At 68.0% G+C, this 14083-nt stretch carries 13 protein-coding genes; 8 read left to right on the top strand and 5 right to left on the bottom strand.

The genetic code is table 11. From position 1 onward, the window contains the following. Positions 1 to 33: 33 nt before the first annotated feature. The 3 genes from tilS to ACUZUJ_RS16015 form a co-directional block, all read right to left on the bottom strand. Positions 34 to 1320 (bottom strand): tRNA lysidine(34) synthetase TilS, encoded by a 1287-nt coding sequence (gene tilS, locus ACUZUJ_RS16025; protein WP_119006582.1) that lies wholly within the window; start codon positions 1318 to 1320, stop codon positions 34 to 36. Positions 1321 to 1855: 535 nt separating this feature from the next. Beyond that, positions 1856 to 2401 (bottom strand): WG repeat-containing protein, encoded by a 546-nt coding sequence (locus tag ACUZUJ_RS16020; RefSeq protein WP_119006581.1) that lies wholly within the window; start codon positions 2399 to 2401, stop codon positions 1856 to 1858. Further along, the gene (locus ACUZUJ_RS16015; RefSeq protein ID WP_014038013.1) at positions 2398 to 4104 is read right to left on the bottom strand and encodes an alkaline phosphatase; all 1707 of its coding nucleotides are present in this window, start codon (positions 4102 to 4104) and stop codon (positions 2398 to 2400) included. Before ACUZUJ_RS16015 ends, ACUZUJ_RS16020 begins: the two co-directional genes overlap by 4 nt. 154 nt (positions 4105 to 4258) lie before the next feature. Between ACUZUJ_RS16015 and ACUZUJ_RS16010 the strand changes: the two genes are divergently transcribed. Continuing rightward, entirely contained in the window at positions 4259 to 5593 is a 1335-nt protein-coding gene (locus ACUZUJ_RS16010) for a dicarboxylate/amino acid:cation symporter (RefSeq protein ID WP_046988032.1), read from the top strand. Between the two features lie 289 nt (positions 5594 to 5882). Here the strand turns inward: ACUZUJ_RS16010 and ACUZUJ_RS16005 are convergent, their stop codons facing one another. Then, positions 5883 to 6656 carry a C40 family peptidase gene (locus ACUZUJ_RS16005; RefSeq protein ID WP_005414115.1) on the bottom strand — a complete coding sequence of 258 codons (774 nt, stop codon included), beginning with the start codon at positions 6654 to 6656 and terminating at the stop codon, positions 5883 to 5885. 131 nt (positions 6657 to 6787) lie between these two features. Next, positions 6788 to 7327: a C40 family peptidase gene (locus ACUZUJ_RS16000; protein WP_049445709.1), complete on the bottom strand. Its 540-nt coding sequence runs from the start codon at positions 7325 to 7327 to the stop codon at positions 6788 to 6790. Positions 7328 to 7438: 111 nt separating this feature from the next. Here ACUZUJ_RS16000 and ACUZUJ_RS15995 point away from each other — a divergent pair, with 111 nt between their 5' ends. From ACUZUJ_RS15995 to ACUZUJ_RS15965, 7 genes are all read left to right on the top strand, one after another. Continuing rightward, complete coding sequence (locus tag ACUZUJ_RS15995; RefSeq protein ID WP_014647924.1) at positions 7439 to 7921, top strand: FKBP-type peptidyl-prolyl cis-trans isomerase; 483 nt, start codon at positions 7439 to 7441, stop codon at positions 7919 to 7921. Between the two features lie 99 nt (positions 7922 to 8020). Next, entirely contained in the window at positions 8021 to 9265 is a 1245-nt protein-coding gene (locus tag ACUZUJ_RS15990; protein ID WP_119006580.1) for a DUF418 domain-containing protein, read from the top strand. A gap of 3 nt (positions 9266 to 9268) precedes the next feature. Beyond that, positions 9269 to 10519, top strand: coding sequence for an NAD(P)/FAD-dependent oxidoreductase (locus ACUZUJ_RS15985; RefSeq protein ID WP_049445618.1), 1251 nt, complete (start codon positions 9269 to 9271; stop codon positions 10517 to 10519). Further along, entirely contained in the window at positions 10516 to 11874 is a 1359-nt protein-coding gene (gorA, locus tag ACUZUJ_RS15980; RefSeq protein ID WP_049445616.1) for a glutathione-disulfide reductase, read from the top strand. The genes ACUZUJ_RS15985 and gorA overlap by 4 nt, the downstream gene beginning before the upstream one ends. Before the next feature lie 184 nt (positions 11875 to 12058). Further along, positions 12059 to 12979, top strand: a complete 921-nt coding sequence (locus ACUZUJ_RS15975) for a DMT family transporter (RefSeq protein WP_049445615.1) — start codon at positions 12059 to 12061, stop codon at positions 12977 to 12979. Continuing rightward, entirely contained in the window at positions 12886 to 13314 is a 429-nt protein-coding gene (locus tag ACUZUJ_RS15970) for an MGMT family protein (RefSeq protein WP_406753028.1), read from the top strand. The genes ACUZUJ_RS15975 and ACUZUJ_RS15970 overlap by 94 nt, the downstream gene beginning before the upstream one ends. Positions 13315 to 13407: 93 nt before the next feature. Next, on the top strand, positions 13408 to 14082 hold the full coding sequence (locus ACUZUJ_RS15965; protein WP_032128229.1) for a rhomboid family intramembrane serine protease: 675 nt from the start codon (positions 13408 to 13410) through the stop codon (positions 14080 to 14082). The last annotated feature ends 1 nt before the right edge of the window (position 14083 follow it).

Here is a 14083-nt window from a genome sequence, read left to right as displayed (position 1 = left end):
GCAAGTGTGGACGGGCTGCGCGCGGGGGTCAATTCACCAGCCGCCCGGACGCCACTGCAGCTGCGCGTCGTGGGCCTGCAACCAGGCCTGCAGGGGAGCTGCGATGACCACGTCGGCGGCGGCGAGCAGCTGTGGTCCATCGAAGACCAGCGGTAGCTGGGCGCGTCGCCAGGGCGCGAGGTGTTCGCGTTGCAGGCAGTCCTTCAGCGCATGCGAATGCTGGCGACCGGGCAGCAGGATGCGTTCGCCGCCCACACGCGCACGCACCTGGAGCGGGCGTTCGAAGGCCACGGCGCCCTGCAGGCGCAGCTGACCGCCATCGGGCAGCGCCAATGGCGCGCGTCCATCCCATCCGGCCTGCCAATCATGGGGAAGCGCCGGCAGCTGCGCGGGCAGGAGATAGGCATGATCGCGCCATTGCTGGATCGCATGATCGTGCCAGCGTACCCGCGCCTGGCGATCGTTGCCGGCCGGCAGCAGCTCGTCCAGTGCCTGCTGCAGCACGGTGGCCGGCAGTGGCGCGGCCCCATGGCCGATCACCCAGGCACGGAGCACGCGCGCCGCGCGGCCCGGTGACACCTGGCGCAGCAGCTGCAGCGACAGCACGCGCGGTGCCACCTCCAGGTGCGCGATCAGCTCGGCGTCTTCCTCGTCCAGCAGCTCGCGGGTCTGCCGGCAATGCAGGGCGCTGCCCGCCAGTGCCGCGGCGGCATGCGGCCAGCGCTGGCGCAGCAACGGCAGCACCTGCAGACGCAGGAAGTTGCGATCGGCGTGATCGTCGGCGTTGCTGGGGTCTTCGATCCAGCGCAGCGCGTGCTGGCGTGCGTAGTCGAGCAGTGCACTGCGTGGCACCGCCAGCAGCGGCCGCCATAGAGGCTGTTCGCCAAGGCAGCTGTGCGCGGACATCGCGGCAAGGCCATCGACGCCGGATCCGCGCAGGACCCGCAGCAGGAAGGTCTCGGCCTGGTCGTCCAGGTGCTGCGCCAGCGCCAGCGTTTCGCCGTCGCGCAGTTCGGCGGCGAACGCGGCGCGTCGCGCCTGCCGTGCCGCACCTTCAAGGCCAAGGCCCGCGCTGTTGTCGACCTGCACGCGATGCACGGCCAGTTCGATGCCCCGTGCTGCGCATTGCTGCTGGCAATGCAGCACCCAGCCGTCCGCATCGGGTTGCAGGCCATGGTGTATATGCACCGCACGCAACGCAGTGCCGGAAGCCTGGGCGCAGCGCCACAGCCAGTGCAGCAGCACGGTCGAGTCGACACCGCCGCTGTAGCCCACCAGCAGCGGCGCATCCAGCGGAACGAGGGCAGGGAAGGCAGTCACGGGGCAAGTATAGGGTTGCTCGGCAGGGCTGCGCCCTGCACCTGCTACGATCCAGAGCAACAGCAACAGCAACAGCAGAAGCTGGTTTCCTGAGGGTTGGCGGGGTGGGTCCGGTTGCGGGAGACGCCGTAAACCCGTCCATGGGGGCTTGGCCGCGGCATCCATGCCGCGGACACTCCCGCAACCGGACCCACCCCGCCTTCGACAGATATTCGCGATCTGTCGGAAATGCTCTTGGGGTCAGATCCGTTTTCCGCAGGAAAACGGATCTGACCCCGGATTCAATTCGATATCTGACAGATTTCATCCACGCATGGCGTGGATCTACTGGCCGCCGACCAACGGTCGAAGGTGGGGCGCTGTGGGTTTGCGGGGTGTGAGCCGCATGGATGCGGCGACCAAGCCCCCATGGACGGGTTTACGGCGTCCCCGCAAACCCACAGTGCCCCGCCATCCCACGGAATTCCGCTCTGGCTTTGGCTGTTGCTGTTGCTCTGGCTTGTAGCAGGTGCAGGGCGCAGCCCTGCCGAAAAACCTACTTCACCCGACGGCCCGAGCGGTCGATCCGGAACCGCTCTCCGCCTTCCATCGGCGTGTGGCCATCGGCATCCGGCGTGCCGCGCCGGCAGCCGTTGCAGACCTCGGCCACGCCATCCTGGAACGGCCAGCCGAAATCGAAGGTGCCGGGCACCACCTGGCGGAACTTCAGGTCGAAGTAGCCGACGCGGTGGCCGACGCGGGCGCGCAGCAGGCCTTCCTGCGGCGTTTCCGGGCCGTTGTCCCAGGTCAGCACCGGCAGGCTGCGGCCCTTGCGGTCGACGTAGTGGAAGCCCTGGTCGGCATACACCACGGCCAGGCCGTGGTCGTCGTAGTTCAGGTCCTTCAGCGTGTCGGCGCTGATCTTCGGCCGGTGATCGACCACCTCGCAGTTGGGCAGCGGCCACAACCCGTGTTCGTCGGTCAGCAGCTTGCAGGCCGGTGCCTGCGCCAGCGCGCTGGAACTGGCCAGCGCGCCGAGCAGGGCCAGCGACCGTGCGAAACGGCCGCGGGCGGGGGCAGGGTGGGCCTGCTGCACGATCACTTGGCCTCGGCCTTGCGTTCGAAGGCCGTCGGTGCCGGCAGCTGCACCGGCACGCCCTTGTCATCGCAGGTGCCGGCCTGGCACAGGCGCTCGCGCAGCGCCGGGGTGGCCTGCACGATCATGTGGTAGATCGCGTTCTGTTCCAGCGTGCCGCGGATCGCCTTGCTGCCCGGGCCGCGCGCCCAGATGCCGACGTCTTCACCGCCGTGCGATTCGGCCTTCATCGGCACCAGCGCTTCCTGCATGTAGTCCGGATGCTCGGTGTCGACCTCGCGCAGGTTCGGGCGGCCGTTGGCAGGCTCGAAGCTGCTCGGGTTGTGCGGGTAGCGCTTGGCGCCGGCCGGTTGCTGGTTGCTGGCGCCGGTATGTCCCGGGCCATTGGCGTAGGTCAGGGTGGTGTACGGCTGGCCGCTGCCGTCCAGCGCGTAGTCCAGCTTGCCGGCGCCGTCTTCGCCACCCTTGTCCTTCACCTTGCCCAGGATCGGGTTGCCGCGTGCCGGGTAGCCGACGAAGTTCAGCGTGTGCGAGTGGTCGGCGGTGACGATGATCAGGGTGTCGTCGGCCGAGGTCAGCTCGTTGGCCACGCGCACCGCGTCGGACAGCGCCACGGTCTCGGTCAGGGCACGGTAGGCGTTGCCGCTGTGGTTGGCGTGGTCGATGCGCGCGCCTTCGATCATCAGCACGTAGCCTTCCTGGTGCTTGGCCAGATTCTTGATCGCTGCGGCCGTCAGTTCGGCCAGGCTCGGCTCACCGCCCGGATCCTGCGGGCGCTCGTACTCGTAGCGCATGTGGTCCGGTTCGAACAGGCCAAGGATGGCCGGCGCGTTGGCGGCGGCGGCCAGCTGCTTGCTGTTCCACACGTAGGCACCCTGCGGGTGCGCCTGCTGCCATTCCTGCACCAGGCTGCGGCCATCCAGGCGCTGGCCGACCTTGTCGTCGTATTCCGGATCGCGCTCTTCCACGGTGGTGAATTCACCGCGACCGCCGCCGAGGGCGACCAGCGGGCCGCGCCCGTAGCGCGAGGTCGACAGCAGCTGCTGGGCGATGTCCTTGCAGCCTGCAGCCTTGGCCGCTTCAGTCAGGTCGGTATCGTTTTCCCAGTTGCGTTCGGGCGAGTGCGCATAGGTGGCGGCCGGGGTGGCATGGGTCAGGCGCGCGGTGGACACCACGCCGGTGGCCAGGCCGGCGCTGTCGGCCAGCTGCAGCCAGGTCAGCAGGCCCTTGGACAGGCTGTCGGCGCAGTCGGTGCGGCTGCCGGCGCTGACGCCGATCGCGCCCATGTGGGTCTTCACGCCGGTGGTGATGGCGGTCATGGTGCCGGCCGAATCCGGGGTCTGCGAATCGGTGTTGTAGGTCTTGCTGAACGCCGTGGCCGGGAAGCGCTCCCAGGACAGCAGGTTCTCCTCGCCCGAGCCACCCTTCTGCTGGCCTTCGTAGATGCGCGAGGCCGCCACGGTGGTCAGGCTCATGCCGTCGCCGAGGAACAGGATGACGTTCTTGGCCTTGCCGGACATCGCACCGTTGGCGGCGGCCTGGGCGGCGCCGCTGCGGTACCACCACTGCGGGGTCTCGCCGGCCGGATGGGCGACGGGATCGACGGCGACCTTCAGGCCGGCCGGGGCGGACGCGGGGGCGGTGCTGGCGCAGGCGCCCAGCAGCAGGGTGGTGGCGCAGGCGGCCAACAGGGAGACGGAACGGCGCATGGACGCTGGGATCTCACAAACTGTAACGGGACGTTCATTATGCCCGCCCCTGCAAGGCACGCCGATGACACACTGATTTGCCGGCCGGGCGGTCGTTCTGCGGGCCGCCTTGGGCTATCGTGCCAGCATCCCTTCCTTCCCCTCTGGATTGCCTATGAAGCTGGTCTCTGCCTGGCTGCGGATTCCATTCTGGCAGCGCGTGGTCGGCGGCTTCGTGCTCGGCGCGCTGGCCGGCTGGGCGCTTGGCCCGGCCGCGGAAACGTGGTTCGGCCCGCTCGGTGAACTGTACGTCACCCTGATCAAGATGATTGCGGTGCCGCTGGTGTTCTTCGCGGTCATCAACGCGATCTCGTCGCTGCACGGACAGAAATCGGTCGCTGCGCTCAGTGGCCGCACCTTCCTGTGGTTCGTGATCACCGCTGCGTTGGCGGTGTGCGTGGGCCTGGGCGTGGGCACCGTGCTGCAGCCCGGCGCCGGTGGCCTGCAGCTGTCGATGGCCAGCAACTACGTGCCGCGTGAAGTGCCCAGCGTGGTGCAGGTGCTGCTGGACGTGGTGCCGGCCAATGTCTTCTATGCGCTGTCCGGCATCGGCACCAAGGTCAATGCGGCCGGTGAAACCGTGCTGGCTGCCGGTCGCGGCTCGATCCTGCCGGTGATCTTCTTCGCCGGCCTGGTGGGCTTTGCCATCGTCAAGCTGGGCGAGAAGGTGACCGAGGCGCGCAAGCTGGTCGGCCAGATGAGCGACATCATGATCCAGGTGACCCGCTTCGTGCTGGAAGTCACCCCGATCGGTACCTTCGGCCTGATCGCCGGCCTGGTCGGCAGCTACGGGTTCGAGAAGCTGCTGCCGCTGGGGCATTTCGTGCTGGCGCTGTACGTGGCCTGCGCCCTGCACATCGTGGTGGTCTACAGCGCACTGCTGCTGGCGCACGGACTGAACCCGCTGAAGTTCTTCCGTGGCGCGGCGCCGGGCATGCAGGTCGCCTTCGTCAGCTCGTCCAGCTTCGCCGCGATGCCGGTGGCGCTGCGTTCGATCACCCACAACCTGGGCGTGAACAAGGACTACGGTTCGTTCGCGGTGCCGCTGGGCGCCAGCATCAAGATGGACGGCTGCGGTGCGATCTATCCGGCGCTGTGCGCAGTGTTCATCGCGCAGTACAGCGGTGTGCCGCTGACCCCGGAGCAGTACGTGGTGGTGCTGATCGCGTCGGTGCTGGGCAGCTTCGGTACGGCCGGCGTGCCGGGTACCGCGGTGATCATGGCCACGGTGGTGCTGAGCGCAGCCAACCTGCCGCTGGAGACCATCGGCTACCTGTATGCCATCGACCGCATCCTGGACATGATGCGCACGATGACCAATGTGACCGGCCAGATGCTGGTGCCGGTGATCGTGGCCAAGGAAACCGGGCTGCTCGACCAGGCGGTGTATGACAACCCGTCCAGCAATGTGGGTGTGGACGATCCTGACCCGACACCGCCACGCGGCTGAGGTTGCGTGGAGACGAAAGGCCCGCCCTGACCGGCGGGCCTTTTGTTTGGGAGATGGCCGACGCGGTACCGGCCGAGGCGGGCACCTGGTGGATCCACGCCATGCGTGGATGGCGGCAGTGCCGACCAACGGTCGGCACCCACCAGAGGTCAGTAGATCCACGCCATGCGTGGATGGCACCCACCGGGGCCGACCGGCGCCCATCCGTCATTGTGGGCCCAACAAAAAAGCCGCTGCAAGGCAGCGGCTTTTCTCGTGTCAGGCGGCGCGGTAGCGCCAACCGCTCAGATCAGAGATCGACCCGGCGGGCCTGCATGAACTTGTTGCCCCAGTAGCCGCTGAGCAGGGTGTCCACGCGGACGTCCTTGCCTGAGCTCGGTGCGTGCAGGAAGCGGCCGTCGCCGACATAGATGCCGACGTGGTCAACACGGCCCTTGCGGCCGAAGAACACCAGGTCACCGGCAGCCAGCGCGGTGCGGTCGTTGATCAGTTCGGCGTTGTCATCGTGGGCCATCTCGCGCGAGACGCGCGGCAGCTCGATACCCAGGGCCGAACGGAACACATAGCCGACCAGGCCGCTGCAGTCGAAACCGCTGTCCGGGTTGCTGCCACCCCAACGGTACGGGGTGCCCAGCAGGGTCATCGCGCGGCGCAGCAGCGACTGCACCTTGCCGTTGTCGGCGGCGGTACCGACAACGCTGCCATTGGCGGCGCTGCTGGTGTCGTAGTTGGCGAGCAGGCGGCTGAGATCACCGGCCACCACGGCCGAGCGGTCCATCAGCGGAATGGTGTCGTTGGCGGCCAGGTGCGGCAGCAGGGCGGCCAGCGTGGCACTGGCGGCGGCATCGACGCGGCTGCGCTGCGGAGCGGCAGCCTCGGCCTTGGCGGCCGGTCGGGCGGTGCTCTCGGCCACCGGGGCCGGGGTCACATCGGAACGGTTCGGAGCAGTCTGCGACCAGGCCGGAAGGCTGGTCAGACACAGTGCCAGGCCAAGCAACAGCGGGCGGGCACTACGTGAAGATACGGAAGTCTGGCCTTCGCTTTTCAGGTCGTCAGTCGTCACGCGTCGGTCACAGGAAAAAAACGATGGGGCATCATGCCCTGTAAAAGCGGCAATAAGTTAAAAATTCCGTTAGTAAACCGTTAGTTTCAGGGTGATGTGCGTCACAGTTTTGAACATATCGCCTGTTCATTTTAGCGAAGGACACGTTTCGCGCCGGTGTAGTGGTCCTTCCAGTAGGGGCCGCTGAGCGAGTCCAGGCGCACGGTGCCGCCGGTGCTCGGCGCATGCACGAAACGCCCTTCACCTACATAGATGCCGACATGGGTGACGCTGCCGCGGCTGCCGAAGAACACCAGGTCGCCGGTGGCCAGGCGCTGCGGGTCGATCTTCGGGCCCTGTACCGCCGCCAGGTCGCGCGAGGTGCGCGGCAGCCGCAGGTCCAGCATCTCGCGATAGACATAGGCGACCAGGCCGCTGCAGTCGAAGCCCGAATCCGGGGTGTTGCCGCCGTAGCGGTAGGGCGTGCCGACCAGGCTGATGGCGCGCATCAGCACCGAGTTGGCAGCCTCGGGGTTGTCCGGCACGGTCTTTGGCCAGTTCGCCGTGGGCGGGGGCGGCGCCGGGCGGGTGGCCTTGCCACCGCCACAGGCGGTCATCAACAGGGGCAGGGCCAGCAGCAGGGCCGGGGCGAGGAACCGGCGCAGGCCGGACGAAACTGGCGTGATGTGCATGATCTCCGGATAATGCGCCACCTTGGATTGGCCGTCATGATGGCGGCGTCCCCGTCGGGCGACAACCCGCCCCAACCCGCCTGCCTCCGGCAGATCCAGACAGAGTTGCGCATGAAGATCGAAAAAGACCGCGTTGTCCGCTTCCACTACACCGTTTCCGAAGTCGGCCAGGAGCCGATCGAATCGTCCAAGGACCGCGGCGAGCCGCTGGCGATCCTGATCGGTCACGGCAACATCATCCCGGGCCTGGAAAACGCCATGATGGACAAGGAAGCCGGCGCGACCTTCAACGTCGACGTCAAGGCGGCCGATGCCTACGGCGAGCGTCGTGAAGGCCTGTCCCAGCGCGTGCCGAAGAAGCACTTCGGCAACACCAAGCTGGCTCCGGGCCAGCAGGTCGTGCTGCAGACCAACTTCGGCCCGCGTGCGGTGACCGTGCAGAAGGTCGGCATGAGCGTCGTCGACGTTGACCTGAACCATCCGATGGCCGGCAAGGACCTGCACTTCGACGTCGAAATCGTCGACGTGCGCGAAGCCGGCAAGGAAGAGCTGGACCACGGCCACGTCCACGGTGACGGCGGCCACCAGCACTGATCGCAGTGCGATCGTGATGGCAGCAACGGCCCGCTTCGGCGGGCCGTTGCGTATGTGGAACACGGCGCGGCCATCCATGGTGCACGGGCCGGCGGCATAATGGCGGACCTGTCCGACGGACCCCCCGTGAACGCCGCTTTTCCTTCCCTGCAGCCGGTGGCTTCCGGCGAACGCATCGCCGTGCTGGACGTGCTGCGCGGTGCCGCGTTGCTGGGCATCCTGCTGATGAACATCGAGGCCTTCAGTGGCCCGCTGGATCTGGCCTTCACCGGCATCGACGTGCACTGGCGGGGCATCGACTACTGGGCCGACGCCTTCGTCTACGTGTTCGTGCAGGGGAAGTTCTTCACCCTGTTCTCGCTGCTGTTCGGCGCCGGCTTTGCGGTGATGGCGCAACGCGCCGAGGTGGCCGGGCGCGACTTCACCCCGTTCTACCTGCGCCGCAGCGCCGGCCTGCTGCTGATCGGCCTGTGCCATGCACTGCTGGTCTGGTCCGGTGACATCCTGGTGATGTATGCACTGATCTCGCTGCCGCTGCTGGCCTGCCGCGAGGCGCCGCGCAGCTGGCTGCCGTGGATGGGCGTGATCGTCTACCTCGGCGGTGTAGCGATGATGCTGCTGGTGGGCGCGATGGTGTCGATGGCTTCGGCCGAAGAGGTGCGGGGCATGCTTGCCGAGGCGCAGCAGAGCATCGACCTGCAGCGGCAGGTGTACGGGCAGGGCAGCTGGGCGCAGGCCACCGTGCAGCGCCTGAGCGAGTTCGGCACCTCGATGGGCGCGCTGCTGATCACCGGCCCGGAAGTGCTGGGCATGTTCCTGATCGGTAGCTGGTTCGCCAGGAGTGGTGCGCTGGCGACGCCGGAGCGCTTCCCGCGGCTGTACGCGTCGCTGCGCTGGATCGCACTGCCGCTGGGCCTGCTGGTCACGCTGCTGGGGGTCGCCTGGAAACCCTACCTGGCCCCCGGCGCGTACAACCTGCCAGTGACGGCGGCGATGGCCCTGGTCACGGTTGGCGGGCTGCCGATGTGCCTGGGCTACCTGGCGTGGATCGTGCACTGGCGCACGCGGCTGGCGTGGCTGGCGCCGGTGGGGCGCATGGCGTTGACCCACTATCTTGGCCAGTCGCTGCTGTGTACCTGGACCTTCTACCACTATGGGCTGGGCAGGTTCGAGATGATGCCGCGCAGCGTGCAGCTGCTGTTCGCGCTGCTGCTGTTTGCCGCCCAGGTGGTGATTTCGCACCTGTGGCTGCGTCATTTCCGCTTCGGCCCGATCGAGTGGGTATGGCGTGCGATGACCTATCGGCAATGGCCACCGATGCGGCGTGGGGCCGCGCAGGGCTGATCGATGCAGGGCGCACACGAGGACGTGATCGTGGTCGGCGCCGGTGCCATTGGACTGGCCGCCGCGCTCGCGCTGCGTGCGCAGGGGCGGCAGGTGCGGGTGATCGACCGTGGGCGCGTCGGCGGTGCGACGTCGCATGGCAACTGCGGCACCGTCACGCCCAGCCATGCGCCACCGCTGGCGGCCCCCGGCGTGCCGTTGCGTGCGCTGCGCTGGATGCTCGATCCGCGTGCGCCGTTGTACGTGCGTACGCGGCTGGATCCGACGCTGTGGCGTTGGTTGCTGCAGTTCGGGGCGCGCTGCAATGCGCGCGACTGGCTGCACTCCACACGGGCACGCGGCGCGTTGTTGAATGATTCACGGCTGCGCCTGGCCCATTGGGTGCAGACGCATGCGCTGGACTGCGAATTCGCTGCGCGCGGGCTGGACTATGTGTTCGGTGACGCCCGCAACTTCGACCATCATGCGGCCGAGTGCGAGGCGCTGAACGCGCAGGGCATTGTCACGGCCTGCATCGATGGCGGCGACTATGCGCGCGACAATCCCGCGTTCCATGATCGCCTCGCCGGTGCGATCCACTTTCCTGGCGATGCGCAGCTGCGTCCGGACCGCTACACCGCTGAGCTGGCGCGCGTGCTGCGCGCGCAGGGCGTAGTGATCGACGAACAGGTGGACGTGCAGGGATTCAGTGACGATGCGCAGGGCGTACGCGTGCAGGCCGGCCAGCAGACCGTGCGGGCGCGTGAGCTGGTGCTGGCCACCGGCCCGTGGTCGCGCGACTGGGCACGGCAGCTGGACCTGCGCGTGCCGATCCAGCCCGGCAAGGGCTATTCGCTGACCTGGTCACGACCGGAGCAGGTGCCGCAGCGTCCGGTCGTGCTGAAGGATCATTCCGTGTTCGTGATTGCCTGGCGCGACGCGCTGCGCCTGGGCGGCACCATGGAGTTCGCCGGCGCCGACCCGCAGCTGCGCACGCGTCGCCTGCAGGCCCTGCAGCAGGCCGCCGACCACTACCTGCGCGCGCCGCGCGGTGCGCAGCTGCAGGAGCAGTGGTGCGGGTGGCGCCCCATGAGCGTGGACGACGTGCCGCTGATCGGCCGCGCGCCCGCGCATCCTCACGTCTGGCTTGCAGCGGGGCATGGCATGCTCGGCATCAGCATGAGCGCCGGCACCGGCCAGCTGATCGCCGATCTCGTCTGCGGCCGCACGCCAGCGATCGATCCTGCCCCTTACCGACCCGAGCGATTCCGATGAGCACTGCATCCTATGATTACGACCTGATCGTCCTTGGTGGCGGCTCCGCCGGCCTGGCCGGTGCGATCCGCGCCGCGCAGCACGGCAAGCGCGTGGCAATGCTGGAACCCGGTGAGCTGGGCGGGACCTGCGTCAATGTTGGCTGCGTGCCGAAGAAGGCGATGTGGCTGGCGGCTGACCTGCATGAGCGCATCGGCCTGGCCAGCGCGATGGGGTTCGATGTTCAAGCGCGCCCGGCGCTGTCGTGGAAGGAACTGGTGATCCATCGCCAGGCCTACATCAGCAACATCCATACCAGCTACCACAAGCGCCTGGACGAAACCGGCGTGGTGCGCATTCCGGCACGTGGTCATCTGCTTGATGCGCATACCGTGGCCTGCAGCGATGGCGTGCGCTACAGCGCCGAGCACATCCTGATCGCCACCGGCGCGCATCCGCTGCGCCCCGACATTCCCGGTGCCGAACTTGGCCTGGTCTCCGATGATTTCTTCGACCTGCGTGCAGCGCCGGCCGAGGTGGCGATCATCGGCGGTGGCTACATCGCGGTGGAACTGGCTGGCCTGCTGCAGGCACTCGGCAGCCGCGTGAGCCTGCTGGTGCGCGGCAAGCGGCTGCTGGAGCGCTTCGACTACGAGCTGACCGACCAGTTGGCCGAGAACCTGAAGCAGCAGGGCGTGCGCATCCATTTCGACTACCGCCTGCGCGAGCTGCAGCGCGATGGCGAACGCGTGCGCGCGTTCGGCAACGACGGCCCGCTCGACAACGTGTTCGATGCCGTGTTCTTCGCGACCGGCCGCCGCGGCAACAGTCGTGACCTTGGCCTGGAAGCGCTCGGCATCGGCATCGGCGAACACCAGCAGGTGCAGGTGGACGAATGGCAGACCACAAGCGTGCCGAGCGTGCATGCGGTGGGTGACATCGCCGGCAAGGTCGGATTGACGCCGGTGGCTGTAGCCGCATCGCGGCGGCTGATGGATCGGCTGTTCGGGGGGCGCCCGCAGTCGAAGATGGATTACGGGAATGTGGCCAGCGTGGTGTTCTCGCATCCGCCGCTCGGCGCGGTGGGCATGAGCGAAGAGGAAGCGCGCGCGCGTTTCGAGCAGGTGAGCGTGTACCACAGCCGCTTCCGTCCGATGCTGCAGGCGCTGGCCAACGGCACCCAACGCAGCCTGTTCAAGATGGTCTGCGCCGGCCCGGACGAACGGGTAGTGGGCATCCACCTGCTGGGTGAAGCGGCCGACGAGATCCTGCAGGGCTTCGCGGTGGCGGTGAAGATGGGCGCGACCAAGGCCCAGTTCGACGACACCGTGGCGATCCACCCGACCTCGGCCGAGGAAGTGGTGCTGATGCGCTGACCTGCGGTTGTAGAGTCGAGCCATGCTCGACTGCCGTGCGAAAGCAGTCGAGCATGGCTCGACTCTACAGAAGGCGGCATTCGGGCACGCTCAGCGCTACCGGGGCGGGCACCGGACGCCCCCATGCGACAATGGCCGCCCCCACGCTTTTCCCAGCCGCTCCACGCGGCCCGCCGTCGTCCTGATGTCCAACACCGCTTCCCGTATCGCTACCGCCTCCCCTCGCATCGCGCTGGGGGGTATCGGCCTGGCCGCGATCGGCGCCATCGCTGCTTCCGGCAAGGCGATCATCGTCAAGCTCGGGCTGCGCCATGGCGTGGATGCCACCACGCTGCTCGCGCTACGCATGCTGATGGCGCTGCCCCTGTTCGCGTTGATGGCCGTGTGGGCCGCGCGCCGGGCCGAGCCGCTGTCCTGGGCTGACCGTACCCGCGTGCTGTGGCTGGGCTTCACCGGCTACTACCTGTCCAGCCTGCTCGACTTCCAGGGGCTGCAGTACATCAGCGTGACCCTGGAACGGCTGATCCTGTACTTGAACCCGACCCTGGTGCTGCTGATCAACGTGCTGCTGGCGCGCCAGCGACCGGGCCGCTGGCAGATCGGCGCGCTGGTGCTGAGCTACCTGGGCGTGCTGCTGGCCTTCGGCCATGACCTGCAGCGCGAGGGTGGGCAGATCATCGTCGGCAGCCTGCTGGTGCTGGGCAGCGCGCTCAGCTATGCGCTGTACCTGTTCGGCAGTGGGCAGGTGGTCGCGCGCATCGGGGCGGTGCGGCTGACCGCCTATGCCAGCTGCGTGGCCAGCGTGCTGGTGCTGCTGCATTTCGCGGTGACCCATCCGCTGCCACTGCTGTGGCAGGCACCGGCACCGGTGCAGTGGCTGTCGCTGGTCAATGCCACCGTGTGCACGGTGCTGCCGGTGCTGGCGATCATGCTGGCGGTGCAGCGCGTGGGTTCGTCGCTGGCCGCGCAGGTCGGTATGCTGGGCCCTGTTTCCACGATCGTGATGAGCCTATGGCTGCTCGACGAACCGATGGGGCCGGCGCAGATCGCCGGCACCGTGCTGGTGCTGATCGGCGTTCTGCTGGTGACCCGCCTGCGGCGCTGACGCCGGAGCAGGCGCGTGCGCGCATCCTGGCGGTGATCCGCGCGATCCCGGCGGGGCAGGTGATGGGCTACGGCCAGGTGGCGATGCGTGCAGGCCTGCCCGGGCGTGCACGCCTGACCGCGCGCATCCTTGGCCAGAACGACGACCCGGACCTGCCCTGGCACCGCGTGCTGCGCTCGGATGGGCGCATTGCCATGGAAGAAGGGTCGGCCGGCTGGCGCGAGCAGTCACAGCGGTTGCGCGCCGAGGGCGTGGTGGTGGAGAACGGCCGGGTGCGGATGCCGGCGACCGATCCGGCGGCGGCGCTGGACGCGGCCGTGTGGGGCCCGGGCTGAGCATCGCTGGCGACTGAACAGGCCGGACCTGCGGGTCGCCAACAAGACACGATGCTGCGGCTATGATGGAGGCCGTTCCATGCCGGTGCTCCCATGTTCCCGCGACTGCCAACCGTCACCAAGGCCCTGCTGATCGCCAACGCGATCCTGTTCCTGCTGCAGCAGCCGTTCCTGCTCGGCATGCAGACCTTCGAGCCCTTCATGCTGCAACCGTTGCAGCAGGGCTTCGACGCATTCTCGCCGGGCGGCAACTTCCAGCCCTGGCAGCTGCTGACCTACGGCTTCCTGCATGGCAGCTTCGGCCATCTGTTCTTCAACATGCTGGCGGTCTTCATGTTTGGCGCGCCGCTGGAGCAGACCTGGGGCGAGAAGCGCTTCCTGCTGTACTACCTGGTGTGCGTGGCCGGTGCCGGTGTCTGCCAGCTGCTGGTGGGGACGCTGCTGGAAAACCCGGCCACGGTGCTGGGCGCTTCCGGCGGCGTGTTCGGCCTGCTGCTGGCCTACGGCATGCTGTTCCCCAACCAGCGGGTGATGCTGCTGTTCCCGCCGATCCCGATGAAGGCACGGACCTTTGTGATCCTGTTCGGCGTGGGTGAGCTGGTGCTGGGCATGACCGGCTGGCAGCCGGGCGTGGCCCACTTCGCGCACCTGGGCGGCATGCTGTTCGGCTGGTTGCTGATCCGCTACTGGCGGGGGCAGTCGCCGTTCAACAAGCGCCGCCCGCCCGGCCCACCGAAGCGCCCGAACCATCTGCGCAGCGTCAAATGAT

It is taken from the genome of Stenotrophomonas sp. S4 (assembly GCF_054187805.2).
This window is presented reverse-complemented; position numbering and strand designations above follow the sequence as displayed.